We start from the raw sequence: 26,049 nt of genomic DNA, 5'->3' as shown, positions 1-26,049 counted from the left end.
CGCTCTCATATCGTACGGCGGCGAGGGCCTACACGACTCGATTCACTTCAACGTCACCCGACTGCGCGAACGGAACACGCGCTCACCGTCGCGATCGAGATCGATGATCAATTCCCACTGCCCGGCCGGAGCGGTCGCGACACCGTGAAACTGTCCGGCACCGATGAGGCTCAGCGGCACATCGTGATCGCGCCGCGCATCGGCCGGGTGTTCGAGATGCGCCACTGCGACCAGTCCGGTGACAGGCTCGCCTTTGGCATCGCGCACCGCAATGTCGAGAACGGCTTCGCCGGCCTTGTCGTGGACGAGCTTGCCGTCGACCCGCCAATTCAGTGCCGTTTGCTGTTCGGCAGCGGCAATCTCCTGCTTGAACTTCAGGCCGGCCTTGTACGAACTCGAGGTCTGCACGCCGCCAAAGGTCGACGTCGCCGCCTTGACCATCACGGCGTTGACGCCGATGACCAGGGCGAAAAAGCCTACCAGCCAGAACAGGACGGTCCGGCCGGTCACTTCGCGCGGTTTGGTGTGTGGCGTATCGGTCATGCTATTTCCCCTCGGGTCCGAAGAAGTGATCGCGAACCTGCGCCACCTCGCCGGAATTCACATCAATCAGGCTAAACAGAACAGAGGTCGAAGCTGCCGGCGGCGTGTTGCTGTAGTCGGTCACCAGGATGCGCACTTCTTTTGTCTGGTCCGGTCCAACGGCGACCAGTTGCCGGCCATCGGCGCGCGGCGGCAGACCGACGAAATCGATCAGTGTCGACGGCAGCCCGTCCACCGCGATGACGAAGTCACGCGACTTCAATTGCTTGTTGACGATACGGATGGTGTAGCCGTTGCGCAACGAGCCGTCTGACAGCCGCACGAACATCGGATTGCGGTCATGGATGACACTGATGCCCTCGGAGCCTCGCGTCGCCAGCGTGTAGATCATGATGCCGCCGGCGACGGCGATGATCGCGGCGTAAAGCGCCGTGCGCCAGCGGATGGGCTTGTAGGTTGACGGGCGCCCTTCGAGGCGCTCCTTGATGTTCAGATCCGTATCGTAGGCGATAAGGTTACGCGGCCGGCCGAGCTTGGCCATGATGGTGTTACAGGCATCGATGCACAGCCCGCACTGAATGCAGCCGAGCTGCGAGCCCTGGCGGATATCGATACCGGTCGGGCAGACATGAACGCATTGCAGGCAGTCGACGCAGTCACCGACGCGCTCGCCTTGCGCCTTGAGCTGTTCGGCCTTCTTCGCGGACATGCGCGGCTCGCCGCGATCGTAGCGATACGTAACGTTCAGCGCATATTCGTCGGTCAGCGCCGCCTGGATGCGCGGCCACGGGCACATGTACAGGCAAACCTGCTCGCGCATGTGGCCGGCGAGCGTATAGGTCGTGACGGTGAGGATGCCGATCCAGGCATAGGCGACGAACGGCGCATTGCCGGTCGCGAGATCCTTCACCAAAGTCGGCGCGTCGGCGAAATACAGAACCCACGCGCCGCCGGTCCACCACGCGACCATCAGCCAAAGGAAATGCTTGGCGCCTTTGCGCGCGTAGGTCTCAACCGTCCAGGGTTGCGATTCGCGCTTCATGTGCTCGCGGCGATCGCCTTCGGTGAAGCGCTCGATCGCCATATAGAGATCGGTCCACACCGTCTGCGGGCACAGATAGCCGCACCAGACACGGCCGGCGAGCGCGTTCATCAGGAACAGGCCGATGGCGGCAAGGATCAGCAGGCCCGTGAGGTAATAGACCTCCTGCGGCCACAGCTCGATGAAGAAGAAATAGAAGCGGCGGTTGGGGAAGTCGATCAGCACCGCCTGAGACGGCGCATTCGGCCCGCGGTCCCAGCGCACGAAAGGCAGGATGTAATAGATACCGAGGGTAACGAGCAGCACGATCCATTTGATGCGGCGGAAGGTGCCCTGCACGCTCTGCGGATAGATCTTGCGGCGCGCCGCGTAGAGCGGGATTTCGTCGATGTCGTCACCGCCCGGCGGTGCAGGGGGCGGCGCGGCCTTGACCTCGGATTGCCGTACCAGTTCTTCGAGTTGTGTCATCACGTGGCCCGCCGCAAATTGCAGGTCGAAATCTAGGCCCGGGCGTAAACCCGCACCTTGATCTGCCTCAAGCAAAAATCCCGGCCTTTCGACCGGGATTTTCATTATTTACCAATAGCTTAAAGGCTATTGCCGCGGCTATTTCTCGCCGCCGCCGAAACCGTAGACATAGACGGCCAGCGCCTTGATGGCCGGCTCGGACAAACGGCCTTCCCAGACCGGCATGACGCCGCCGCGACCCTGCTGCAGGCCCTGGACGATGGTCGCCTTGTCGGAGCCATAGAGCCAGATCTTGTCGGTCAGATTCGGGGCGCCGACCTCGCGGTTGCCCTTGCCGGCGTCGCCGTGACAGACGGCGCAGTTATCGGCAAAGACCTTTTGCCCGGCCTTGAGATCGACACCCGCCTCGGTCGACAGACCCGACAGCGAGCGGACATAGTCGGCAACCGACGACATTTCTGCGGGCTTCAGCACGTCCTTGAAGGGCGGCATGTTGCCCTGGTGACCCTTGTCGTTGCCGGAGCGCACGCCGTAACGGATGGTCTGCTCGATGTCGGCAAGCTTGCCGCCCCACAACCAGTCATCATCGTTGAGGTTGGGATAACCCTTGGCGCCGCCGCCACCGGCGCCGTGACACGGCGCGCAGTTGTCGGCGAAAGCCACGCGGCCTTGCGCCCGCGCGAAGTCGATCAGTTGCGGGCTGGCGGCGATCTCGGCGGTCGAGGCCGTGGCCAGCTGTTGCATCATCGGCCCGCGCATTGCATGCAGCGCATTGATGTCCTCGACCACCGCGGCGCGCGAGTGGTAACCGAACAGCCCCTGGGTCGCGTTGGTGACCAGCGGCCAGGCCGGATAGACGACCCAGTAGCCGATCGACCAGATGATGGTGAGGTAGAAGGTCCACAGCCACCACCGCGGCAGCGGCGTATTGAGCTCGCGCAGCCCGTCCCATTCATGACCGGTGGTTGCGGTTCCGGTCAGCGCGTCGATCTGTTTGTGTTCCTCAGCCACGGCTCAGTCCTCCCGCAGCGGAATGCGCGCTGCTTCGTCGAATTGCTTCTTTCGCGATGGCCAGAAGGCGTAGGCGACCACGGCGAGAAAGATCGCGGTGAAGTAGATGAGTCCCCAGGTCTGGGCGAACTCGGCGGCAGCTTTGTAGGTCGGATCCATGGCAATCACCGGATGTTGGCTTTGTCGTCGTACATCTTGAAGTCGACCGACGTGCCGAGCATTTGCAGATACGCGATCAGCGCATCGGCCTCGGAAACGCGGCCCGGATTGCCGTCGAAGTCTCGCGCAACCGCCTTGGGATAGCGCTTGACCAGATCACCGGCGTCCGGGTTATCGACGGATGCCTGCACTTCGACATCCTTGACAGCGCCCTCGATCATCTCCGGCGTATAGGGAACGCCGAGCAGTGCCTGCACCTTCATGTCCTCAGCGACGTGCCTGTAGTCGAGATCGGTCTTGGCCAGGAAGCTGTAGGCCGGCATCACCGAGCCCGGCACCACCGCGCGCGGATCGGCCAGATGGTCGCGATGCCAGTCGTCGGAGTACTTGCCGCCGACGCGTGCGAGATCGGGACCGGTGCGCTTCGAACCCCACTGGAACGGGCGGTCGTACATGCTCTCGGCCGCGAGCGAGTAGTGGCCGTAGCGTTCGACCTCGTCACGGAGCGGACGGATCATCTGCGAGTGGCAGAGATAGCAGCCCTCGCGGACATAGATGTTGCGGCCGGCGAGTTCGAGCGGCGTATAGGGCCGCACGCCCTCGACCTTTTCGATGGTGTTCTTGAGATAGAACAGCGGCACGATCTCCACCAAGCCGCCGACTGCGATCACCACGAGAATGCCGAGCAGGAGGACGATGGAGTTCTTCTCGAAGATGGCGTGTTTTTGCCAGAGTGACATTGTCGTCCCCGTTTATTCGGCAGGCTGAAGTCGGATTTCGGCTTCTCCGGCGACGGCTTCCGATTTCACCGTCATCCAGAGGTTGAACACCATGATCAGCGCGCCGCAGAGGAACAGAATTCCGCCGAGTGCACGGATCACATAGAAGGGGTGCATGGCCTCGACCGTTTCGACGAAGGAGTATTCGAGGAAGCCGAGCGAGGTATAGGCGCGCCACATCAGACCCTGCAGGATGCCCGACACCCACATCGCGGTGATGTAGAGCACGATGCCGATGGTCGAGATCCAGAAGTGCCAGTTGACGAGCTTGAGCGAGTAGAGCCTGCGGTTCCACAGCCACGGCACCAGGCAGTAGATGGCGCCGAAGGAGATGTAGGCGACCCAGCCGAGCGCGCCGGAGTGGACGTGACCGATGGTCCAGTCGGTGTAATGCGACAGCGAGTTGACGACCTTCACCGACATCATCGGACCTTCGAAGGTCGACATGCCGTAGAAGGCGACCGACACCACCATCATGCGCAGCACCGGGTCGGTGCGCAGTTTGTCCCAGGCACCCGACAGCGTCATGATGCCGTTGATCATGCCGCCCCAGGAGGGCATCCACAGCATGATCGAGAACGTCATGCCGAGCGTCTGCGCCCAGTCCGGCAGCGCCGTGTAGTGCAGATGGTGCGGACCGGCCCAGATGTAGAGGAAGATCAGCGCCCAGAAGTGGATGATCGACAGCCGGTACGAGTAGACCGGACGGTCAGCCCGCTTCGGGATGAAGTAGTACATGATGGCGAGGAAGCCGGCGGTCAGGAAGAAACCGACCGCGTTGTGCCCGTACCACCACTGCACCATCGCATCCTGCACGCCGGACCAGACGATGTAAGACTTCGGCGAGAACAGCGACACCGGAACGGTGGCGTTGTTACCGAGGTGCAGCACCGCGATGGTGACGATGAAGGCGAGATAGAACCAGTTGGCCACATAGATATGCGGCTCGGAGCGCCGCCAGATCGTGCCCAGGAACACGAGCAGATAGACGACCCAGACAACCGTCAGCCAGAGGTCGGAGTACCATTCGGGTTCGGCGTATTCCTTCGACTGCGTGATGCCGAGCAGATAGCCGGTGCCGGCAATCAGAATGAAGAAATTGTAGCCCAGCACGACGAACCACGGCGCCAGATCGCCGGCGAGCCGCGCGCGGCAGGTGCGTTGCACGACATAGAATGACGTGGCGAGCAGGACGTTTCCGCCGAAGGCAAAGATCACCGCCGACGTATGCAGCGGACGCAGGCGGCCGAAGCTGGTCCACGGCAGATCGAGGTTCAATGCCGGGAATGCAAGTTGCAGGGCGATGATAACGCCGACCAGGAAACCGGCGACGCCCCAGAAGACGGCGGCGATGGTCGCGAATTTCACCGGGCCCATATTGTAGTTCGGGCGCCCGTCGGCGGTCAGCAGCGGGGCCTTGCCGGCGGGGCGGTCGAAGTAGCGGTTAGCGATGGCAAAGACCGCGGCAATGCTCGCGGCGGTGAAGAGATAAGCGTGGAATGCATATTCGGGCGTATAGGCCTTCGCCGCGATTACGAGGGAGACCAACGCCAGGGCCGTAAAGGCCAGCGCCAGGCCGCCTTCACCAATCGTCATGTTTTTCTGGGGAGCGAGCGCGTTCGCCATGATGGAGTTTCCGTTGAATGGCCGGCCGGAGGGAATACTGGCCTTGATGGACTATCAACGGGCGGCGGGGCGGTAGCCTTGATGAATGTCAAACTGCGGGAGTGCGGGTCTCCGTCAGCGGACGGCGACTGCAACGACTCTTGTGATCGTCGATTCCCGGAGCATTCACAGCAGCGCAATGGGAAAGCCGGTCCTCACCAAGCCGCGCGGTATTCCTTGCGCACGCCGAATATCATTGCGCCGGTTTTGACGGTATCGCGCGACAGAATGTGCAACGGCGATGCACAATGAACACAGTTCGGTTTTTTGTTTGATGTGGGTCAATTTTACCGGGATCGGCCCCCTGTTGAATGTTAGCCGATCAGTGTTGATCGCGGCATCGCGCCGCCATTATCGGGGTTAGGGGTCTAACATGATGCTACATAAAATCGCGCCGGCGCTTGTCGCGGCGTTTGTCGGATACACCATTGCGCCGGCTATCGCTGCCGATATGCCAGCGAAGCCGGTCTACAAGGCCGCACCGATGGCCGACGCCTTCAATCCGTGGATGATTCGTCTACGCGCGCTGGGCGTGGTGACGCGCAACTCAGGCGTGGTCGATCAGGTGGCCGGCTCGGGCCTCAGCACCAGCGATACGGTCGTTCCGGAGCTCGATATCACCTACTTCTTCACGAAGAACATCGCGGCCGAACTCATCCTCGGCGTCACCAAGCATCACGTCACCGGCACCGGCGCCGCCGCGACCAACAATCTCGATGTTGGCAAGGCCTGGCTGCTGCCGCCGACTCTGACCCTGCAGTATCACTTCACCAACTTCGGCGCCTTCAAGCCCTATATCGGCGCCGGCGTGAACTACACCATGTTCTTCAGCCAGACGGCCGGCAACACCGCCAACGGCGCCGGCGTCATTATCACCCGCAGCCACCTGCATAACTCGTGGTCGCCGGCGCTGCAGATCGGCTTCGACTACATGATCGACAAGCACTGGGGCATCAACGTCGACGTCAAGAAGCTCTGGCTGCGTCCGAACTGGGACGGCGACAGCAACGTCGGTGCGCTCACCGGCAAGGTCAATCTCGATCCGTGGCTGATCGGCGCCGGCGTGACCTACAAGTTCTAAAGATCCGCCAACGCCAAGAAATCGAGCGGGGCGTCCTCCCCACCCGATGTTGACTGACAAGCCCCGGCCTCGGCCGGGGCTTTTTTCTGTGTTGCGACTGCGATTAGTTGCGCCAGCCGTGCCAGCCCCAACGGCGCGGGCCGGCTGAATTGAGCCGCGCTTTTTGTTCGTCGGACAGGGTGGCGTAGAAGGCGTCAAAGGCCGGACGCACCGTCTTGATCGCGGTGAGCATGACTTCCATCCGCTTCTCCATCAGCTCCAGCCGCGCCTGGGCGCTGGCCGGAAACTCGCGCGGGCAAGCGGCAGAAACGGCTTCGGCGGCCTTGGTCGACGCGACCTGCAGGTCGTCGAGCGCCTTGCGCTGAGCTTCGGTCGGCTTCAGCAACTGCTCAATTCGCTGTTTGCGCCATTCGGCAAGACCCGCCGCCTGCGGGCTACACATCCAGCTCATGCCACGGCCGCCGCCGGGGCCCATCATGCCGGGACCCATCATCATGTTCGGCCCCCAACCGTTACCCGAGCCGGCAGAACCGGCAGGCTGCGCGAGCGCAGATCCGGCCACGAGTCCTCCGATCAGCAAGGCAGTCGAGATTGCGATACCTGCTCTCATGACACTTTCCTCCATGTAGGTGCGGCGCGCTCTGCGCCGCACAACCTGCATCTCGTGACCCTACGGCGCGAATTCCCGCTCGACATCGGCGACGGCGATGTCCGGCTTCTGCGCCGGCGCGATCGAAGCGCGGTCGCCGCGATAGAGCACCCCGAGGCTGAAGCCGTCGTCGGCAAGGACCAGTGCTGTCGCCGCGGCACGATCCTGCTCGATCGACAACGTCGAAGGCCGCACCATCTTCTTCCACTCGCGCTGCTCAGGGCGGAATGTGACGCAGGGGCTCAGCACTTCGATGAAGGCAAAGCCCGGCCAGCGGATGCCGTCCACGATAAGATCAGCGAGTGCGTTCGGGTCGCCGGAGAAGCCGCGCGCCACATAATTGGCGCCGGCGGCAATCGCCACCGCGAGCGGATTAAAGGGCCGCAAACCAATGCCGCCGGGCGCGATGTCGCTGTCCCAGTCGGCCTCCGTGGTCGGCGACGGTTGGCCCTTGGTCATGCCATAGACGCGGTTGTCCATGACGACATAGAGCATGTCGACATTGCGCCGGCAGGCATGAATGAAATGATTGCCGCCGATGGAATAGCCGTCGCCATCGCCGCCGACAACGATGACCTCAAGATCGGGCCGCGCCAGCTTCAACCCGCTGCCGGCGGCGAGGGCGCGGCCATGCACACCGTGAAAACCGTACGTACTCATATAACCCGGCAGCCGCGACGAGCAGCCGATGCCGGAAATAAGCGCCACCTCATGGGGCGGCCGACAATGTTTGGCCAGCGCGCGCTCGAGCGCGGCCAGCACGCCGAAATCGCCGCAACCCGGGCACCACACCGGATGGGCGCCGGACGCAAAATCCTTGGCAGAATAGGCGCAATGCGGTTCCGTCGTGGTTGCGGCAAGCGTGTCGGACATGGTTGGCGTTCCCTCTTTCACGCCACATAGTTGACGATTTCGGATGGCCGGAACGGCAGCGGTCCGGGCCGCGCCACGCTTTCGGTCTCCACCGGCACCGCCTTGTGGCCGAGCAAATGACGGTAGAGCTGGCCGCTGTCGTTCTGCTCGATGACGATAAGGCGTTTGACGCCGTCGAGCGCCTGCGCGAGTGCGTGCATGGGCAATGGCGACAGCATCCGCAGCGCGATGACGCGCACAGGATGCCCCGTTTCGGCCAGACGCCGCGCCGCTTCACGGGCCGCGCCGACCGTCGACCCGAAAGCGAGAATGGCGGTGTCGCCGGCGCCGGTAACCTCGCCCCAATGCGCGCCCGGATCGAACTCGCGGATCTTCCGTGCGCGCTTGTGAATCTGCGCCACATGCATCGCCGCGCCGCTCGCCGGCAAGCCGGCCTCGTTATGCGTCAGGCCTTCGGCGACCCATTCGCGGCCCGGCGTGCCGGGTGACGGCATCGGCGTCACCGCATCGCCTCCGGTCGCATAGCGCTTGAACGGCTGGCCCGGTGCGACACCATTGGTCTTGCGCACCATCGGCGCCGGACGGTCCGATACCGGATCGATCACGGCGGTCGCCTGCCCCAGCATCTGGTCCGAGAGAACGATCGCCGGCACCTGCAGCGACTCCGAGACATAGACCGCGTATTCCGTCGTCGCCGCACAATCGGCGACCGACAGCGGCGCCATGACGATGTGCGGCGCATCGCCATGCGTGCCGTAAATCGCGATGTTGAGATCGCTCTGCTCGGTCTTGGAGGCGATGCCGGTCGACGGCCCGGCGCGCATCACATCGATCAGCACCATCGGGATTTCCGCGGCGATCGCCAGGCCGAGACTCTCGACCATCAACGACAATCCGGGTCCCGACGTCACCGTCATCGCCGGCACGCCGCCGAACGAGGCGCCGAGCACCAGGTTGATCGAGGCCAGTTCGTCCTCGCCGAGCACGAGCCGCCCACCGAGCTTGATCAGATGCGGCGCCAGCCATTCGACAAGATCGGTCGCCGGCGTAATCGGATAGCAACCGACAAACCGCACGCCGCCGCGCAAAGCGCCGAGCGCCGCCGCCTGATTGCCGTTGATGAGCCAGCGCGCCGCTTTGGTCGGCGCCGCCAGCGCAAGATCGAGGCCGAGCCCCTTTGCGGCCTGCGCACCCGCCGCAGCGCGCGCGGCATTGGCAGCCGTCACGTCCTTGCCCTTGTCGCCGAAGATCGCCTCGATCGCGCCGGCGACGTTGTCGGGCGCAATACCGCACAAGGCGGCGAGACAGCCGGTTGCGAACATGTTGACGCGTTTGCCGTGCAGCGCGCGATCGCTCTTGGTTTCAGAGGAATCGGTCATCGGCAGCGCGACGACCTTGCCCTTCGACCGGGCAATGCCCGGCGGCACCGCACCAGCCGCGGGATCAGCCATGATCAGCGTCGTCTCGTCGAGCGGGATTTCGGCGGCGAACTGCTCGACCTTGTCCCAGTCGAGCGCGACGAAGACATCGTAGCGATCCGGCGGCGCATCGACCGGCGCAACGCCGATCTGCACCAATGAGGCCGATTCGCCGCCGCGCACCTGGGCGCCGAACAGTTGCGTCATCATGCCGTAGTAGCCGGCCCTGGCGGCCGCCCGGAGAAAGACGGCCCCGGCGCTCATGGCGCCGGAGCCGCCGCTCCCGGCAAAGACGACCGCAATCGATTGACGGGTCATCGTGCCGCCCCCGCGTCAGGCATAACCAAGCCAGCGCCAGTACGTGGCGCCGAGCAGCATCACCAGAGCGAGCGCAATGACAGTCAGCACCAGGCCCGTGCGTACGAAGTCGCGCGCGCTGAACGTATCGGTGCCGTAGGCCACCATGTTTTGCGGCGCGTTCACCACCAGGATGAAGCCGAACGACACCACGAACTGCAGCAGCATGGTCATGCCGATGACATTGATGCCGGGCGTCGCCACGCTCTTGAGCACGGCGATGATGATCGGGATCATCGCAGATGCAAGCGCCGTGGCGCTGGCAAAGCCGAGATGGATCACGACCAGAAACAGACTCATGGTGCCGAGGATGAAGAGTGCCGTGGCGTTCTTCAGACCGAACTCGAGGACGACAATGTCGGCGAGCCACGTCGCCGCCTTGGTCTGCAGCAGCGCCGTGCCGAGGCTGATGCCGATGCCGAACAGGATCACGGTGCCCCACGGGATTTTCGGCTGCGCCTCCTTCCAGGTCATGATGCCGATGCCCGGCATGAACATCAGCGCCACCGCGGTAATCGTCGTGGTGCTGGTATCGAATTTGTGCAGAACGCCTTCGGTCGCCCAGAAGGCGATCAAGGTGAGCGAGATGGCGAGCAGCTTCTTTTCCGACGCCTTCATGGGCCCCAGTTCGGCGAGCGACTTCTTGATGCCCTCGGCGCCGCCGGGCACCGAGGCGACCTCAGGTTTCATCATGAACGTCATGACGAAATACAGCGCAATCGACATGGCGATGCCGAACGGCGCGGCGGCGATCAGCCATTCGAGCCAGGTAATCGTCTGGTTGAAGGCTTTCTCGATGAAGCCGATGGCGATCATGTTCTGCGCCGCGGCGGTCTTGATGCCGACGTTCCAGATGCTGGCGGTCTGCACCGTCACGATCATCAGCATGGCTGCGAAGGTGCTGGTCCGGCTGACGCCGAAGGCTGCGATCATGCCGAGTGTGATCGGAACGAGACAGGCCACGCGCGCGGTGGTCGACGGCACCATGAAGGCGATCACGATGCCGACGAGAATGGTGCCGATGACGACATTGCGCGTTTCGGTGCCGACCCGCGAAAGAATGTTAAGGGCGATGCGCTTGTCGAGTCCGGTCTGGGTCATCGCTGCCGCGAGGAAGAGCGCTGCCGCGACCAGCACCAGCCCGGTGGAGGTGAAGCCGGAAAACGCCATCGTCAAGGCGCCACTGGTGCCGAGCAGCACTTTCGGATTGGCGACACTGGGCGCCAGGCCGAGCAGAAACGCCATCAGCGCCGCGATGACGATGGCCGACACCGCGTAATCGATCGCTTCTGTCATCCAGACAATGACAGCGAAGAGCAGGATGGCGAGCATGCGATGACCGGCCACCGGCAGCCCCGCCGGCGTCGGCAACAAGAGCACGGCAATCATCGCCAGAACCGCGGCGATCAACCCCCAGTTCGCAATGAACCAATTGCCGCTGGTCTTCACGCCGCTGGCGGCAGGCGCCACCGACACTTGTTGTGCTGACTCGGTCGACATTGGTTTCTCCCCCGGACAATACCGTCACAGAAAGAGATCATGACCAGCTACGTGCGCATGCTATTGAGCCAAGTCAAACGATACCGGATTGTTTCAATGACGCCCTATCGGAGATTACGAAATGCAATGCGGCAAACGCGAACGCAGCCACGCGCATGCCGACTTCGGCGGCACGACGACTGAGCGTTGCCACGTTAACGGACATCAAAGAGCCGCGCCTGCTTTCAATGGCGCGGCGTCTCGGCAATATCGGAGGCTTCAAGCGCAACGCCGGAAGTCGGATCGATCCAGCACAGATGATCCTTCACCGATTGCACCCCGGTGACGTTTTCACAGGCGACTTTGAGGGCGTCGCGCTGACGCTCGTCGGTAATGACGCCAAACAACTCGACCACGCCGTCGCGGACCACGACGTCGACCGACGAGCCGGGGGCCCAGCTCTGCTTTTCCAATTCGGCCAGAATCTGGTCGCGAATGGCGCCGTCATCCTTCGGCGACTGTTGCGCCGGCGTTACGCGGGCGATGCTCACCATGGCCCGCATGAGATTGGAGCGCGTCACGATGCCGACCAGGGTCGCACCGGACATCACCGGCACGCGCTTGATCCGATACTTCTCCATCAATTCGATGATGTCTTCGAGCGCCGCGTTTTCATCGACAACCTGCACATCGCGCGTCATGACCTCGTCGACGCGGCTACCATGCGTACGCGTGTATTCTTCCGCGATCTTGCCCGGCCCCATCAGAAACTCGAGCCAGCGCGACCGGCGCTTTTCGGTCCTGGTCTCGCGCCGACGCAGAAAATCGCCTTCCGAGACGACACCGACCAGATTGCCCTCGCCGTCGACGACCGGCAAACCGCTGATCCGGTGCTGTAACATCAGCCGTGCGGCCTGCAGAACCGTGGCGTCCGGTCCGATCGTGACGACTTCACGAGTCATGACATCGCTGGCGTTCATCGCTGCCTCCTTGAGGTTGCTGCCGCATTCCAACACCGCCGCAGCGGTGCCATGTTGATCGAAGTCAATCGTGGCGCGCAAAGAAAAGCCCCGGCGGAACAGCCGGGGCAGTACGGGGGAGGAAGTTCAAACTTTCGGAAATCAGCCGTTCAGGCGGCTCAGAACCGCCTGGTTGCGCAGCACGATGCGGCGCGAGGTCGGCACTTCGATGGCCGCAGAATTTTCAAGCTGCGTGAGCGTGCGCGACACGGTCTCGATGGTAAGACCGAGATAATCGGCGATGTCCTGACGCGACATCGGCAGCTCCACCGCATTGGCGCGCGGCGTCCGCTTTGCCATTTCCAGCAGGAAGCCGGCGACACGCTCTTGTGCCGTCTTGATCAGGAGCATCGTGTGGTCCTGGGCGCGCTGCAGCTCGGTCGCCGCCATCGTCCAGAGCTGACGGGCGACATCGGCGCTGCGTGACGCAAGCGCGAGCAGGGACGAACGCTTGATCAGCATGACTTTGCTGTCGACGATCGATTCGGCCGAGAAAGTGTGCTGCTCGCCGACCTCAATGCCGAAAACGTCGCCGGGCAGATAGAACGCGCCGATCTGGCGGCGGCCGTCGTTCAGGACCCGGTAGGTCCGCACGGCGCCGCTGACGACCTTGTAGAGATATTCGGCCGGCTCGTTCTCGCCGTAGATTTCCGCGTTGCGGGCGAATGGCATGACCGCGCCCATCAGTTCGACGGTTTCACCCATGGCCTGCGGCGCTGGACGCGCCATCGTGGCAACGACGTGAGCTTGCGAATTGCGCGCGATCATCTGGCTCGGCATGTCACCCATCCTCGCTAAGGCGCCAAATGGCGCTTGATTGGATGCGGTATTGGTAAGCGTGGCGCGCACCGGGCAAAATTCAGATAATCTCCATAGGGGCTTTCCCGGAGGCGCCGGGACCCGAACGGACCGGCCATCGAAATGTCGCAGACCGCCGAGGCCTGATGTCGGAAGTATTTGAAAAGATTGGATCTTTTTCCACGAGGCCGCGGGGCGGAATTTGGCGCTACGGAGTGGCACCAATCGTCGTCGTCCTGGCGCTGGCGGCGCGGGAGTTGCTGACGCCAGACCTCTATAACGACGCCGTTTTCATGTATTTCGTGCCGCCGATCCTGCTGGCAGCGGGATTCGGCGGTTTCGGACCCGGCCTCCTGGCCACCGCACTCAGCCTGTTCTGCGCGGTGCTGCTTCTGGAAACCCAGGGGCCGCCGTCGCAGACGGTCATTGTCAGCAGCGTTGCTTTCGCGCTCATCGGTACCGCGACCGCCTGGGGTGGCGAGTTGCTGCGTTCGAGTCGCGAGCGCGCCAACATTATGACGCGCGATGCGCTGGCGCGCGAAGCCCATTTGCAGTCGATCCTCGATACCGTTCCCGAAGCGATGATCGTGATCGACGAGTTCGGCAACATGCAGTCATTCTCGAGCGCTGCCGAGCGGCTATTCGGCTGCAAGGCGGCCGAAGTCATCGGCAAGAATGTCAAGATCCTGATGCCGGAGCCTTACCGGACGGGGCATGACGGCTACATCAACCGTTACCGGCACACCGGCGAGCGGCGCATCATCGGGATCGGCCGCGTGGTCGTCGGCCAGCGCATGGACGGTTCGACCTTTCCCATGGAACTGGCCGTCGGCGAAATGCGATCGGGAGACCGCCGCTTCTTCACGGGCTTCATCCGCGACCTCACCGAACGGCAGCAGACCGAGCAGCGGCTGCAGGAACTGCAATCCGAACTCGTGCATATCTCCCGTCTCACGGCCATGGGTGAGATGGCCTCGACCCTGGCGCATGAACTCAACCAGCCGCTCGCCGCCATTTCCAATTACCTGAAGGGCTCGCAGCGCATTCTGGAAAGCGACAGCACCGAGCAGCTTCCGCTGCTGCGCGACGCGCTCGGCAAAGCCTCGGAGCAGGCGCTACGCGCGGGGCAGATCATCCGCCGGCTGCGCGATTTTGTCGCCCGCGGCGAAAGCGAGCGGCGTGTCGAAGGCATCACCAAGCTGGTCGAGGAGGCCAGCGCCCTGGCGCTGGTCGGCGTCAAGGATCGCGGCATCCGGGTGCAGTTCAAGTTCGATCCGAAGGTCGACCTGGTGCTCGCCGACCGCGTACAGATCCAGCAGGTTCTGCTCAATCTCATCCGCAACGCCATGGACGCCATGGAAGACTCGCAGGTGCGCGATCTGTCCGTTTCGGTCGCGATGGAGGGCACCGGGCAGGTGCGCGTCAGCGTCGCCGACACCGGGCCCGGCATTGCCCCGGAAGTCGCCGAGCATTTGTTCCAGCCGTTCATCACCACCAAAGCGCAGGGCATGGGTGTCGGCCTTTCGATATCGCGGACCATTATCGAGGCCCATAACGGACGCATATGGGCCGAGCCGAATGCGAATGGCGGCACAACTTTCCATTTCACGATTACGGCGGTAGAGGAGGGCGATGTCGACGATGACTGACCCTGTAATTTACGTAGTTGATGACGACGACGCTGTCCGGCAGTCGCTCGAATTCCTGCTTTCGACCGCGGGGATCAAGTCGCGCGGTTTCGAATCGGGAAAGGCGTTTCTCGATGCGCTGCCGCAGATCAATTCGGGCTGCGTCATCACCGATGTGCGCATGCCGGAGGTCACTGGCATCGAGCTTCTCAAACATGTGCGCCAGCACAAGCCCGAATTGCCGGTGATCGTGATCACCGGCCACGGCGATATAGCCCTCGCAGTCGAGGCGATGAAAATCGGCGCCATCGATTTCCTGGAAAAGCCATTCGAGGACGACACTCTGATCAATGCGGTCAAATCGGCGCTGAACAACGTCGCCGACACCGGCAAACGCAACGCCGAACTCGGCGACATCAAGGAGAAGCTTGCGGCGCTGTCGAACCGCGAGCGTCAGGTGCTTGAGGGTCTGGTTGCCGGGCAGCCCAACAAGACAATCGCATTCGATCTCGGCATCAGCCCCCGCACGGTCGAAATCTACCGGGCCAATCTCATGACCAAGATGGCGGCGAACAGCCTGTCCGATCTCGTGCGCATGGCCATGCTGGCCGGCATTCTGGGCGAGTCTCGCAAGAGCTGACGCACCGTTTGCGCCCTGCTCGCGGTGTAGCCAGGAGCAGAATAGCCTATTTTTTAGGCTAAAACTCACCTATTGTATGCAATGCATACACATCGATCAGGCCCCCTCTGATCGGCCGGCCGAAATTTTAGTTAATTATATCAATCGCTTATCGAATTGTATGCAGTAAGGCGGATTCTGGCACGCCGTTTGCGGAGATAGACCTCGGGTTTCATTCGGGAGGTTTGTCATGAAGCGTCGCGATTTCCTCAAGTCCGCCACTGCCGCAGCAGCAACAACAGCCGTTACCGGCCCCGCGGTTTTTTCGCCGGCCAAGGCGCAGGCGCGCAACGAGACCCTGCTCATCGTTTCCGAGAGCGGGCCGAACAATCTCGACATCCACGGCGTCGGCACCAACGTGCCCGGCTATGAGGTGTCGTGGAACTGCTACGACCGCCTCATCACCCATGAGATGAAGACCGGCCCGAACGGCCAGCCTTACTACGACAAGGACAAGTTCAAGGGCGAACTCGCCGACGACATGAAGATCGACGACATGTCGGTCACCTTTAAGCTGAAGAAGAATGCCGTCTTTCAGGACGGCACGCCGGTCAAGGCCAAGGACGTGAAGTGGTCGCTCGACCGCGCCGTGTCGGTCGGCGGCTTCCCGACCTTCCAGATGGGCGCCGGCTCGCTGACCAAGCCCGAGCAGTTCGTCGTCGTCGACGACACCACGGTGCGCGTTGACTTCCTAAAAAAGGACCGCCTCACCATCCCCGACCTCGCCGTGGTGGTGCCGGCGATTTTCAACTCCGAGCTAGTCAAGAAGAATGCCACCGAGAAGGACCCGTGGGGCCTCGAATACACCAAGCTCAACACCGCCGGCTCCGGTGCTTTCAAGGTGGTCGGCTGGACCGCCGGCTCCGAAGTCATCATGGAGCGCAACGACAAATGGACCGGCGGCCCGCTGCCGAAGATCAAGCGCGTGATCTGGCGCATGGTGCCGTCCGCCGGCAACCGCCGCGCGCTGCTCGAGCGCGGCGACGCCGACATTTCGTATGAACTGCCGAACAAGGACTTCGTCGAGCTGAAGGACTCCGGCAAGCTCAACATCGTGTCGACGCCCTTCTCGAACGGCTGCCAGTATCTCGGCATGAACGTGAAGACCGCGCCCTTCGACAATCCGAAGGTGCGCCAGGCCGTCGCCTACGCGGTGCCCTACCAGAAGATCATGGACGCGGTGCTGTTCGGCCTCGGCACGCCGTTGTTCGGCGCGGCCGCCAATGCACCGACGCAGGTCGCCTGGCCGCAGCCGACCAAATTCAACAGCGACATCGCCAAGGCCAAGGCGCTGCTCGCCGAAGCCGGCTATCCCAACGGCTTCGAGACCACGCTGTCGTTCGACCTCGGCTTTGCTACGGTGAACGAGCCGGTCGCCGTGCTCATCCAGGAAAGCCTCGCCCAGATCGGCATCAAAACGACGATCAACAAGATCCCCGGCGCCAACTTCCGCACCGAGCTGAACAAGAAGATCCTGCCGCTTTATCTCAACGTCTTCTCCGGCTGGCTCGATTACCCGGAGTACTTCTTCATCTGGTGCTATCACGGCAAGAATTCGATCTTCAACACGATGAGCTACCAGTCCAAGGACATGGACGCGTTCATCGACGGCGCCGTCAATGCCGCCGCCATCGGCGACAAGGCGACCTACGAGAAGGACGTGAAGGGCTTCGTCGATCTCGCCTTCACCGACATGCCGCGCATCCCGCTGTTCCAGCCTTATTCGAACGTGGCGATGCAGAAGAACGTCACCGGCTACGCCTATTGGTTCCACCGCCGTCTCGACTACCGCACCTTCGCCAAGAGCTGAGCCTCGTCATTCCGGACGCCGCGATAGCGGCGATCCGGAATCCAGCCCTGGATTCCGGGTTCGCGAGCAAAAGCTCGCGCCCCGGAGGGACCGGAGAAAAACGCCATGCTGAGCATGATTTCCAGGCGCATGTTGCTGGTGATCCCGAACCTGATCGGAGTCATTATCGTCACGTTTCTGCTGACGCGCGCACTGCCCGGCGATCCGGCCGCCTATTTCGCCGGACCGGCCGCAACCAAGGACGCCATCGAGCAGGTCCGCAAGCAGCTCGGCCTCGACAAGCCGCTGGTGCTGCAGTTCGGTGACTATGTCGGCGATCTCGCCAAAGGCAATCTCGGCACCTCGCTCACCACCGGCCAGCCGGTGCTGACAGAACTGCGCAACCGCCTGCCCGCCTCCGCCGAGCTCACCCTGTTCGGCCTGCTGCTGTCGATGGCGATCGCCATCCCGCTTGGCATTCTCGCCGCGGTGAAACAGGGTTCCTGGATCGACCACACCTGCCGCGTCGTCGCCACCGCGGGGGTGTCGCTGCCGGTGTTCTTCACCGGCCTGCTGCTGGTCTATTTTTTCTACTTCAAACTCGGCTGGTCGCCGGCGCCGCTCGGCCGCCTCGACGTCTTCAGCTCGGCGCCGCCTTCCATCACCGGCTTCTATCTGATCGACTCGTTGCTCACCGGCCAGTTCGAGACCTTCCGCGCGGCATTAAGCCAGCTTCTGCTGCCCGGCATGACCTTGTGCATCTTCTCGCTGGCGCCGATCGCGCGCATGACGCGTGCCTCGATGCTCGCCGTGCTCGCCTCCGAATTCGTGCGCACGGCGCGCGCCTCCGGCCTCGACAGCCGCACGGTGATCATCACCTACGCCTTCCGCAACGCCATGCTGCCGGTCGTCACCACGCTCGGCATGGTGTTCTCTTTCCTGTTAGGGGCCAACGTGCTGGTCGAGAAGGTGTTCGCCTGGCCCGGGATCGGCTCCTACGCCATCGAGGCGCTGATCTCGTCTGACTTTGCGCCGGTGCAGGGCTTCGTGCTGACCATGGCCATCCTCTATGTCGCGCTCAACCTGCTCATCGACATTCTCTACGGCGTCATCGATCCCCGTGTGAGGCTTGAAGGATGACCGATACCGCCCTGCCCGCCGCGCCGAAGACGCCGAGCAACTCCCTGTTCAGCCACGCCCGCTATGTGATGACGGAAAATCCGGTCACCGGGCTTTCCTTCATGCTGTTCGCCCTTATTGCGCTGTGCGCACTGATCGGGCCGTACATCGTGCCTTACGATCCGCTGGCGAGCGACACGGCCGCCACTTTGCAAGCACCGTCGTGGAAGCACTGGTTCGGCACCGACCAGCTTGGCCGCGACATCTTCAGCCGCGTCATCGTCGCCACCCGCCTCGACTTCATCATTGCCATCACCTCGGTGGCGCTGGTGTTCGCCCTTGGCGGGCTGGCCGGCATCGCCTCCGGCTTCTTCGGCGGCTGGACGGATCGCATCGTCGGCCGCATCTCCGACACCATCATGGCCTTTCCGTTGTTCGTTCTGGCCATGGGCATCGTCGCCGCGCTCGGCAACACCGTGACCAACATCGTGATCGCCACCGCGATTATCAACTTCCCGCTTTACGTGCGCGTCGCCCGCGCCGAAGCCAACATCCGCCGCGACGCCGGCTTCGTGCAGGCGGCGCGGCTGTCCGGCAATGGCGAATTCCGCATCCTGTTGATGCATATCCTGCCGAACATCATGCCGATCATGATGGTGCAGATCTCGCTGACCATGGGCTACGCCATCCTCAACGCCGCCGGCCTGTCTTTCATCGGCCTTGGCGTGCGGCCGCCGACGCCGGAATGGGGCATCATGGTCGCCGAAGGCGCCGGCAACATCATCTCCGGCGAATGGTGGATCGCCTTCTTCCCCGGCCTAGCGCTGATGATCGCGGTGTTCACCTTCAACCTGCTCGGCGACGGCCTGCGCGACCTCGTCGATCCGCAGCGACGGACGTAACGGGAGGCGACCGATGGACACGCAGACCTATCCGGGCACCAAGCTGACCGTCGAGACCGGCCAGCCGCTGCTCGACGTGCGCGACCTCACCGTCGAATTCCAGACCCGGCGCGGCATCGTGCGCGCCGTCGAGCACATCGATATCTCGGTGGCCAAGGGCGAGACGTTGGCCATCGTCGGCGAATCCGGCTCCGGCAAGTCGGTCACCTCCTATGCGGTGATGCGCATTCTCGACCGCGCCGGCCGCATCGCCGACGGCTCGGTGACGTTCTCGGGCGTCGATTTGCGCACCGCTGGCGAGAGCCAGATGCGCGATCTGCGTGGTCGTGAAATGTCGATGATCTTCCAGAACCCGCGCGCCGCGCTCAACCCGATCCGCAAGGTCGGCCACCAGATCGAGGATGTGTTGCTGGAGCACGCACAGGCCGACAAGGACCGTGTTGCCGAGAAAGCAGTCGAGATTCTCGAGCAGGTGCGTATCGCGCGGCCGCGGGAGCGCTATCACGCCTATCCCTTCGAACTGTCGGGCGGCATGTGCCAGCGCATCGTCATCGCACTGGCGCTGGCCTGCCGTCCGCAACTGTTGATCGCCGACGAACCAACCACCGGCCTCGATGTCACGACACAGAAGGCGGTCATGGACCTGGTGATGGAACTGACGCGCGAGCGCGGCATGTCCACCATCCTGATCACGCACGATCTTGGCCTCGCCGCCGCCTATTGCGACCGGGTCGTCGTGATGGAGAAAGGCCACGTTGTCGAGGCGGCCGCGGCCGAGGCCATCTTCAAGCGCCCGGCGCACGCCTATACCCGCAAGCTGATGCGCGCCACGCCGCGGCCGGGCGGCACCTTGCGTGGGCTGTTGCCCGATGGCGAGGCACTGCCGGAGGCGAAACCGCGCCCGGCCGTCGCCGCCGACGCAACGCCGCTGCTCGTGGTCGAGAATCTGGTGAAAGAATATCCGCGCCAGGATGCCTCGAGCTTCAAACTGTTCAAACCGAACGGGCCGGCGCCGGCGCCGTTTCGCGCCGTCGATAGCATCAGCTTCACCGTGGCGCGTGGCGAAAGCGTCGGCATGGTCGGCGAATCAGGTTGCGGCAAATCGACGACGTCGATGATGCTGATGCGGCTGATCGACAAGACCTCGGGCACCATCACCTTTGACGGCGAGGACATCGGCGCGATCCCGGCAAAGACCTTCGCCACGCTGCCGCAGCGCAAGCGCATCCAGATGGTATTTCAAGACCCGACGGAAAGCCTCAATCCGCGCTATACCGCGGCGCGCGCCATCGCCGATCCGCTGCTGCGGCTCGGCAACATCGCGCGCAAGGACCTGCGCGCGCGTTGCGAGGAACTGGCAACGCAGGTCGGCCTGCCGCTCGACCTGCTCGACCGCTTTCCGCACCAGCTGTCCGGCGGCCAGAAGGCTCGCGTCGGTATCGCCCGCGCCATTGCGCTGAAGCCCGACCTCGTCGTGCTCGACGAGCCGACCGCCGCGCTTGACGTCTCGGTCCAGGCCGTGGTCCTTAATCTGTTGCAGGACCTTAAAGACCGGCTCGGCATGAGCTATCTTTTCGTCTCGCACGACCTGAATGTGGTCCGGCTGCTGTGCGACCGGGTTATCGTGATGAAGACCGGGCAGATCGTCGAACAGGGCCCGACCGAGCGCGTCATGGATAAGCCGCAAGCCGAGTATACGCGCGATCTATTGGCGGCGATCCCGCATCCGCCGCTTTGAAGACGAGACCTTGAGGCCGGATGAGTTTGACAGAAACGGACGCCGAGACGCGCGACGCCGCAAGGAACGCGACGAAAGACGGATCCGGGTCGCGCAAGACGCGCGCCGAGGAATTGCGCCTGCAACTCGCCGACGAAATCGTGCGCGGCGTTTATGCACCCGGCGCGCCGCTTGATGAAACCCGCATCGCCAACCGATTCAACGTGTCGCGTACCCCGGTGCGCGAGGCGATCCGTTTGCTGGCGGCGAGCGGGCTTGTTGAGGTGCGCCCCCACCGCGCCGCCGTGGTGGCGCGGCCCGATGCCAATCAGCTTGCCAATATGTTCGAAGCGATGGCCGGGCTGGAAGCCTTATGCGCCGGCTTTGCCGCCGAGCGCATGACGACGCAGGAGCGACGCGCGCTTGAGGACATTCACGAACGGCTGCGCGTGCTGATCCAGAGCGGCGATCCGCAACAATATCACGAAGTGAACGAGGCGTTTCACAACGCCATCTATGATGGCGCGCATAACGCCTATCTCGCCGATCTGGCGCTATCGACGCGGGCGCGCGTGCAACCGTTCCGCAGAGCCCAGTTCCGCAATCTCGGGCGTCTGGCCAAATCGCATATCGAGCACGACCGCGTCGTCGAAGCGATCATGCGTGGGGAGAAGGCCATTGCCGCTGCGGCAATGAACGAACACATCATCCATGTGCGCGAGGAATACGAGCATTATTCAGAGACGGTGTAGTCCTGTCCCGGGCGCAGCGCAGCGCGCCTTCGCGGTGCGCTGCAGAACCGGGACCGCCTAATATTCGGAAATTGGAACGGCCCCGGATCTGCGTCGCACCACTTCGCTTCGCTCCGTGTTGCGCCGCGTCCGGGGAAAGCTAAAGCGCCTCTTTCCCCTGCGCCAGAAACGCCCTCCAGCCGCCGAACGACGTAATATCCCGCGCGCCAGGCACGGCGGCCGCTTCGACCAGGAAGCCCTTGACGCCGCGGCCATCGGCCAAAGTCACCGTACCGATCGACAAAGGCGCGGCAATGCCGTTCATGAACGCACCGAAGGCGTCTATCGGCAATGCCCACACTTCAACATCGATGGCGGCGCCTTTATTTGCTTCGACGCGCAGCAGACCGGGCTTCGGCGGCACGGTGCCGTTCAACGCATAGAGTTTGTAGTCCGGCGCGGTATGCGTCGCTTCAAGCAGGCAGGCGCCAAGCGTGGTCAGTTCGCCATTGAGCGGCAGGCCGGATAGATGTGCGCCGACCACAGCGACGGCGATTTCGCCGTCGGCAGCGGCGTTGGCAACGGGCTCGAGCGGCGGCTGCGGAGCGTTGAGCGCGCCGAGCGGCAACTGCGTATCGCCATGAAAGACGCGGCCGATTTCGGCAAGCCGTGCGTCCTCGCCGCCGGGCGCGAGCAAAGTAATGCCGAACGACAAGCCTTTGTCCGTGAACGAGGCGGGCAACGCCAGGCCGCAGAGATCGAGCAGGTTGACGAAGTTGGTGTAGGTGCCAAGCCGGCTGTTGAGCGTGATCGGATCGGCCAGGACCTGCGCCACCGTGTAGTGGGTGGGCGCGGTGGGCAGCGCCAGCATGTCGACCTGATGCGCGAAAATGTAATCGGACACGCGGCGCAGGCGCTCGAGCTTGTAGAAGGCGGCGAAGGCGTCCATCGCCGTCGGGCGCAGACCGCCGATGGTGATCTCGCGTGTCACCGGATGAATGGCGCCGGGGTTGGAGGCCAGCAGATCTTTCGCCGTGAGGGCGCGCTCGGCGACCCAGGGCCCCTCATAGAGCAGTCGCGCCGTCTCGTAGAACGGCTCGATATCGATCTCGACAATCTCGCAGCCGAGTTTGGCGAGCCGCGCCAATGCCTCGTCGTAACCGGCCTCGTAATCCTTGTTGCCAAAGAACAATCGCTGGCCAGGAATCGGCACACCGAGCTTCAAATGCGGCGGCATCGCGCCCGAACGGCCGAGTGGTCGAGTTCGCGAAAAGCTGTCGGCCGCGTCGGGACCGGCGGCCACGCTGAGTGCATGCCACGCATCGTCGACGGTGAGCGCGAAGATCGAAATGCAGTCGAGCGTCCGGCAGGCCGGCACCAGGCCGTTGGTCGATATCAGGCCGAGGCTCGGCTTCAGGCCGACAATATTGTTGAAGCCGGCCGGCACGCGGCCAGATCCCGCGGTATCGGTGCCAAGCGAGAACGGCACGATGCCCGCCGCCACGGCCGTCGCCGAACCCGACGAGGATCCGCCCGGTATCAGTTCGGGATCGAGAGCGTTGCGCGGGATTCCATAAGGCGAGCGCACGCCGACGAGCCCGGTGGCGAACTGATCGAGATTGGTTTTCCCAATAACGAGCGCTCCGGCAGCGCGGAGCTTTGCCACCGCAGTCGCGTCATGTGTCGGCCGATAGGCAAAGGCTGGACATGCCGCTGTCGTCGGCAGGCCGGCGACATCGATATTGTCCTTCACCACGAAGGGCACCCCGTAGAGCGGCAGATCGGTCCGGCCGGATGCTTCCAGCGCCTTCGCCTCGACCAGCACGTCAGCTTCGTCGCGCAAGGTGATGAACAGCGCCGGGTCGGCATGCGCACGGATGCGAGCATAGGTGCGCGCGACGGTTTCGGCCGGCGTCGCTGTCCCGGCCCGATGCGCGGCGAGGATGTCGAGGACGGTCTCAGCCATGACGGAGTGAATGACACGGTGACAGGAAGCCGCGAGATAAAATTGAACAATTTTTAGGCATCAATTCGACCTGTGGCTAATTGCGGGCGACTGTATCATAATTGCATACAATATGGCGTTTGCGCACTGCACACAAACGTCCCGTTGCCGAGATTCAGGATTTACGCTCAACTTAGAGCCGCAACAAAAAGCGGTGCGAGGCCGCCCGGAGGTTCTGACGACCTTTCCCGCCCTGCCCCTACCTAACATGCTAGATAGGGAGGGCCTTTCCAGACGACCCAACAAGGCTGCGACGACAAGCCAGCCACCAAGCAATGACGCGCCGCCCGGCGCCAGGGAGTGACATTCATGAAGCAGCGGAAACCCGGCTCGTCCGAAAAGAAGCCCAAAGGCAAGAGCCTGCGCTCGCAGCTCTGGTTCGACAATCCGGACAATCCCGGCATGACTGCGCTTTACCTTGAGCGCTATTTGAACTGGGGCCTCACCCGCGAGGAACTCACCTCCGGCAAACCGATCATCGGCATCGCCCAGACCGGCTCCGACCTGTCGCCGTGCAACCGCCATCACCTCGAACTGGCCTCGCGCGTGCGCGAAGGTATTCGTGCGGCCGGCGGTATCGCCTTTGAATTTCCGGTGCATCCGATTCAGGAAACCGGCAAGCGTCCCGGCGCCGCGCTCGATCGCAACCTCGCTTATCTCGGCCTGGTCGAAATCCTGTACGGCTATCCGCTCGACGGCGTCGTCCTGATGACCGGCTGCGACAAGACCACGCCGGCCTGCATCATGGCGGCCGCGACCGTGAACATTCCCGCGATCGTTCTGTCCGGCGGACCGATGCTCAACGGCTGGGATGGCGAGCGCCGCATCGGCTCCGGCATGGTGGTGTGGCAGGCGCGCGAAGATCACGCCGCCGGCAAGATCAGCTATCAGCAGTTCATCGATCTTGTTGCCAACTCGGCGCCGTCGATCGGACATTGCAACACCATGGGCACCGCCTCCACCATGAACGCGCTGGCCGAAGCGCTCGGCATGTCGCTGCCGGGCTGCGCCGCCATTCCGGCGCCGTACCGCGAGCGCGGGCAGATTGCCTACGACACCGGCGTGCGCGCCGTTGAGATCGTGCATGAGGACCTCAAGCCCTCCGACATTCTTACCCGCAAGGCGTTCGAAAATACGATCATCGCCAATTCGGCGATCGGCGGCTCGACCAACGCGCCGATTCACATCAACGCCATCGCCAAGCATATCGGCGTCAAACTCGACATCACCGATTGGGAAAAGGTCGGCCTCGATATCCCGCTGCTGGTCAACATGCAGCCAGCCGGCTTCTATCTCGCCGAAGAGTATTATCGCGCCGGCGGCCTGCCTGCTGTCATGAACGAACTGCTCAAGGCGAAGAAGATTCACGCCGACGCCATCACCGTGAATGGCAAGACGATGGGCGAGAACGTCAAACGCGCCAAGATCGTCAATGAAGACGTGATCCGCCCTTACAAGAAACCGATGAAGGAAAGGGCCGGCTTCAAGGTGCTGCACGGCAACCTGTTCGATTCCGCCGTCATGAAGCTCAGCGTCATCTCCGACGAATTCCGGGACCGCTATTTGAGCAATCCGAAGGATCCGATGGCCTTTGAAGGCCGCGCCGTTGTCTTCGAGGGTCCGGAGGACTATCACCACCGCATCGACGATCCGAAGCTCAAGATCGACGAGAACACCATGCTGTTCATCCGCGGCACCGGACCGATCGGCTATCCGGGCGCTGCGGAAGTCGTGAATATGCAGCCGCCGGATTACCTCATCAAGAAAGGCATCCTGTCGCTGCCTTGCATCGGCGACGGTCGCCAATCGGGCACGTCGGCGTCGCCCTCGATCCTCAACGCCTCGCCGGAAGCGGCGGCCGGCGGCGGTCTCGCTATCCTCAAGACCGGCGATCGCGTGCGCATCGACCTGAACAAGGGCACGGCCGATATTCTCATATCCAAGGCGGAGTTTGCCGAACGCAAGGCGACGCTGGAGAAGCAAGGTGGTTTCAAATATCCGCCGAGCCAAACGCCGTGGCAGGAAATCCAGCGCGGCATGGTCGATCAGCTCGGCGAAGGCATGGTGCTCAAACCGGCGGTGAAATATCAGCGCGTCGCGCAGAAATACATTCCGCGCGATAATCATTGATCGCAGGC

The 26,049-nt window shown here is 63.1% G+C and carries 22 protein-coding genes; 9 read left to right on the top strand and 13 right to left on the bottom strand.

The genetic code is table 11. The features are described from left to right. Positions 1-42: 42 nt before the first annotated feature. The 6 genes from DXH78_RS07130 to ccoN all read right to left on the bottom strand — a co-directional run bounded on the left by DXH78_RS07130 (position 43) and on the right by ccoN (position 5,598). The gene (locus DXH78_RS07130; protein WP_115516391.1) at positions 43-543 is read right to left on the bottom strand and encodes a FixH family protein; all 501 of its coding nucleotides are present in this window, start codon (positions 541-543) and stop codon (positions 43-45) included. Between the two features lies 1 nt (position 544). After that, complete coding sequence (ccoG, locus tag DXH78_RS07125) at positions 545-2,053, bottom strand: cytochrome c oxidase accessory protein CcoG (protein WP_115516390.1); 1,509 nt, start codon at positions 2,051-2,053, stop codon at positions 545-547. 138 nt (positions 2,054-2,191) lie between these two features. Next, a complete protein-coding gene (ccoP, locus tag DXH78_RS07120) occupies positions 2,192-3,064 on the bottom strand; it encodes a cytochrome-c oxidase, cbb3-type subunit III (RefSeq protein WP_115516389.1) in 873 nt (290 codons plus the stop codon). A 3-nt stretch (positions 3,065-3,067) separates the two neighbouring features. Beyond that, complete coding sequence (locus tag DXH78_RS07115) at positions 3,068-3,223, bottom strand: cbb3-type cytochrome c oxidase subunit 3 (RefSeq protein WP_115516388.1); 156 nt, start codon at positions 3,221-3,223, stop codon at positions 3,068-3,070. 5 nt (positions 3,224-3,228) lie between these two features. Next, a complete protein-coding gene (ccoO, locus tag DXH78_RS07110; protein ID WP_115516387.1) occupies positions 3,229-3,963 on the bottom strand; it encodes a cytochrome-c oxidase, cbb3-type subunit II in 735 nt (244 codons plus the stop codon). Positions 3,964-3,975: 12 nt separating this feature from the next. Next, on the bottom strand, positions 3,976-5,598 hold the full coding sequence (ccoN, locus tag DXH78_RS07105; RefSeq protein ID WP_115517776.1) for a cytochrome-c oxidase, cbb3-type subunit I: 1,623 nt from the start codon (positions 5,596-5,598) through the stop codon (positions 3,976-3,978). A gap of 442 nt (positions 5,599-6,040) precedes the next feature. On the opposite strand from ccoN, the gene DXH78_RS07100 reads away from it, so the two are divergent. After that, positions 6,041-6,748: an OmpW/AlkL family protein gene (locus tag DXH78_RS07100; protein WP_115516386.1), complete on the top strand. Its 708-nt coding sequence runs from the start codon at positions 6,041-6,043 to the stop codon at positions 6,746-6,748. A gap of 103 nt (positions 6,749-6,851) precedes the next feature. Here the strand turns inward: DXH78_RS07100 and DXH78_RS07095 are convergent, their stop codons facing one another. The 6 genes from DXH78_RS07095 to DXH78_RS07070 form a co-directional block, all read right to left on the bottom strand. Continuing rightward, positions 6,852-7,358, bottom strand: coding sequence for a Spy/CpxP family protein refolding chaperone (locus DXH78_RS07095; protein WP_115517775.1), 507 nt, complete (start codon positions 7,356-7,358; stop codon positions 6,852-6,854). A gap of 60 nt (positions 7,359-7,418) precedes the next feature. After that, positions 7,419-8,270 carry a 2-oxoacid:ferredoxin oxidoreductase subunit beta gene (locus DXH78_RS07090; RefSeq protein WP_115517774.1) on the bottom strand — a complete coding sequence of 284 codons (852 nt, stop codon included), beginning with the start codon at positions 8,268-8,270 and terminating at the stop codon, positions 7,419-7,421. A gap of 17 nt (positions 8,271-8,287) precedes the next feature. Next, the gene (locus tag DXH78_RS07085) at positions 8,288-10,006 is read right to left on the bottom strand and encodes a 2-oxoacid:acceptor oxidoreductase subunit alpha (protein WP_115516385.1); all 1,719 of its coding nucleotides are present in this window, start codon (positions 10,004-10,006) and stop codon (positions 8,288-8,290) included. A gap of 15 nt (positions 10,007-10,021) precedes the next feature. After that, entirely contained in the window at positions 10,022-11,545 is a 1,524-nt protein-coding gene (locus tag DXH78_RS07080; RefSeq protein ID WP_115516384.1) for a DASS family sodium-coupled anion symporter, read from the bottom strand. A gap of 224 nt (positions 11,546-11,769) precedes the next feature. Further along, entirely contained in the window at positions 11,770-12,504 is a 735-nt protein-coding gene (locus DXH78_RS07075; protein WP_115517773.1) for a CBS domain-containing protein, read from the bottom strand. A gap of 141 nt (positions 12,505-12,645) precedes the next feature. Next, entirely contained in the window at positions 12,646-13,323 is a 678-nt protein-coding gene (locus tag DXH78_RS07070; protein ID WP_115517772.1) for a helix-turn-helix domain-containing protein, read from the bottom strand. A gap of 164 nt (positions 13,324-13,487) precedes the next feature. Between DXH78_RS07070 and DXH78_RS07065 the strand changes: the two genes are divergently transcribed. The 7 genes from DXH78_RS07065 to DXH78_RS07035 all read left to right on the top strand — a co-directional run bounded on the left by DXH78_RS07065 (position 13,488) and on the right by DXH78_RS07035 (position 21,927). Further along, complete coding sequence (locus DXH78_RS07065) at positions 13,488-14,990, top strand: PAS domain-containing sensor histidine kinase (RefSeq protein WP_115516383.1); 1,503 nt, start codon at positions 13,488-13,490, stop codon at positions 14,988-14,990. Continuing rightward, on the top strand, positions 14,983-15,609 hold the full coding sequence (fixJ, locus tag DXH78_RS07060) for a response regulator FixJ (RefSeq protein ID WP_115517771.1): 627 nt from the start codon (positions 14,983-14,985) through the stop codon (positions 15,607-15,609). The genes DXH78_RS07065 and fixJ overlap by 8 nt, the downstream gene beginning before the upstream one ends. Before the next feature lie 229 nt (positions 15,610-15,838). After that, positions 15,839-17,458, top strand: a complete 1,620-nt coding sequence (locus DXH78_RS07055) for an ABC transporter substrate-binding protein (protein ID WP_115516382.1) — start codon at positions 15,839-15,841, stop codon at positions 17,456-17,458. Between the two features lie 105 nt (positions 17,459-17,563). Further along, positions 17,564-18,577 (top strand): ABC transporter permease, encoded by a 1,014-nt coding sequence (locus tag DXH78_RS07050; RefSeq protein ID WP_115516381.1) that lies wholly within the window; start codon positions 17,564-17,566, stop codon positions 18,575-18,577. Continuing rightward, positions 18,574-19,458 carry an ABC transporter permease gene (locus DXH78_RS07045; RefSeq protein WP_115516380.1) on the top strand — a complete coding sequence of 295 codons (885 nt, stop codon included), beginning with the start codon at positions 18,574-18,576 and terminating at the stop codon, positions 19,456-19,458. The genes DXH78_RS07050 and DXH78_RS07045 overlap by 4 nt, the downstream gene beginning before the upstream one ends. A gap of 13 nt (positions 19,459-19,471) precedes the next feature. Then, positions 19,472-21,196: a dipeptide ABC transporter ATP-binding protein gene (locus DXH78_RS07040; RefSeq protein ID WP_115516379.1), complete on the top strand. Its 1,725-nt coding sequence runs from the start codon at positions 19,472-19,474 to the stop codon at positions 21,194-21,196. 20 nt (positions 21,197-21,216) lie between these two features. Then, entirely contained in the window at positions 21,217-21,927 is a 711-nt protein-coding gene (locus DXH78_RS07035; RefSeq protein WP_115516378.1) for a GntR family transcriptional regulator, read from the top strand. 139 nt (positions 21,928-22,066) lie between these two features. On the opposite strand, the gene atzF is transcribed toward DXH78_RS07035, so the two are convergent. Beyond that, the gene (atzF, locus tag DXH78_RS07030) at positions 22,067-23,872 is read right to left on the bottom strand and encodes an allophanate hydrolase (protein ID WP_115516377.1); all 1,806 of its coding nucleotides are present in this window, start codon (positions 23,870-23,872) and stop codon (positions 22,067-22,069) included. Between the two features lie 348 nt (positions 23,873-24,220). Between atzF and DXH78_RS07025 the strand changes: the two genes are divergently transcribed. Further along, complete coding sequence (locus DXH78_RS07025) at positions 24,221-26,041, top strand: IlvD/Edd family dehydratase (protein WP_115516376.1); 1,821 nt, start codon at positions 24,221-24,223, stop codon at positions 26,039-26,041. Positions 26,042-26,049: the final 8 nt, after the last annotated feature.

It is taken from the genome of Undibacter mobilis (assembly GCF_003367195.1).
Taxonomy (GTDB): Bacteria; Pseudomonadota; Alphaproteobacteria; order Rhizobiales; family Xanthobacteraceae; genus Pseudolabrys; species Pseudolabrys mobilis.
Note: the sequence above shows the minus strand (reverse complement) of the source record. Positions and strands in the feature narration are given on the sequence as shown.

Coding starts and splice junctions, on each gene's coding strand:
- DXH78_RS07035 (WP_115516378.1), top strand. CDS start 21,217: ATGAGTTTGACAGAAACGGACGCCGAGACGCGCGACGCCGCAAGGAAC.
- DXH78_RS07130 (WP_115516391.1), bottom strand. CDS start 543: ATGACCGATACGCCACACACCAAACCGCGCGAAGTGACCGGCCGGACC.
- fixJ (WP_115517771.1), top strand. CDS start 14,983: ATGACTGACCCTGTAATTTACGTAGTTGATGACGACGACGCTGTCCGG.
- DXH78_RS07025 (WP_115516376.1), top strand. CDS start 24,221: ATGAAGCAGCGGAAACCCGGCTCGTCCGAAAAGAAGCCCAAAGGCAAG.
- DXH78_RS07100 (WP_115516386.1), top strand. CDS start 6,041: ATGATGCTACATAAAATCGCGCCGGCGCTTGTCGCGGCGTTTGTCGGA.
- ccoO (WP_115516387.1), bottom strand. CDS start 3,963: ATGTCACTCTGGCAAAAACACGCCATCTTCGAGAAGAACTCCATCGTC.
- ccoG (WP_115516390.1), bottom strand. CDS start 2,053: ATGACACAACTCGAAGAACTGGTACGGCAATCCGAGGTCAAGGCCGCG.
- DXH78_RS07075 (WP_115517773.1), bottom strand. CDS start 12,504: ATGAACGCCAGCGATGTCATGACTCGTGAAGTCGTCACGATCGGACCG.
- ccoN (WP_115517776.1), bottom strand. CDS start 5,598: ATGACGATTGGTGAAGGCGGCCTGGCGCTGGCCTTTACGGCCCTGGCG.
- DXH78_RS07045 (WP_115516380.1), top strand. CDS start 18,574: ATGACCGATACCGCCCTGCCCGCCGCGCCGAAGACGCCGAGCAACTCC.
- DXH78_RS07055 (WP_115516382.1), top strand. CDS start 15,839: ATGAAGCGTCGCGATTTCCTCAAGTCCGCCACTGCCGCAGCAGCAACA.
- DXH78_RS07085 (WP_115516385.1), bottom strand. CDS start 10,006: ATGACCCGTCAATCGATTGCGGTCGTCTTTGCCGGGAGCGGCGGCTCC.
- DXH78_RS07095 (WP_115517775.1), bottom strand. CDS start 7,358: ATGAGAGCAGGTATCGCAATCTCGACTGCCTTGCTGATCGGAGGACTC.
- DXH78_RS07065 (WP_115516383.1), top strand. CDS start 13,488: ATGTCGGAAGTATTTGAAAAGATTGGATCTTTTTCCACGAGGCCGCGG.
- DXH78_RS07080 (WP_115516384.1), bottom strand. CDS start 11,545: ATGTCGACCGAGTCAGCACAACAAGTGTCGGTGGCGCCTGCCGCCAGC.
- DXH78_RS07050 (WP_115516381.1), top strand. CDS start 17,564: ATGCTGAGCATGATTTCCAGGCGCATGTTGCTGGTGATCCCGAACCTG.
- DXH78_RS07070 (WP_115517772.1), bottom strand. CDS start 13,323: ATGCCGAGCCAGATGATCGCGCGCAATTCGCAAGCTCACGTCGTTGCC.
- DXH78_RS07090 (WP_115517774.1), bottom strand. CDS start 8,270: ATGTCCGACACGCTTGCCGCAACCACGACGGAACCGCATTGCGCCTAT.
- DXH78_RS07115 (WP_115516388.1), bottom strand. CDS start 3,223: ATGGATCCGACCTACAAAGCTGCCGCCGAGTTCGCCCAGACCTGGGGA.
- DXH78_RS07040 (WP_115516379.1), top strand. CDS start 19,472: ATGGACACGCAGACCTATCCGGGCACCAAGCTGACCGTCGAGACCGGC.
- atzF (WP_115516377.1), bottom strand. CDS start 23,872: ATGGCTGAGACCGTCCTCGACATCCTCGCCGCGCATCGGGCCGGGACA.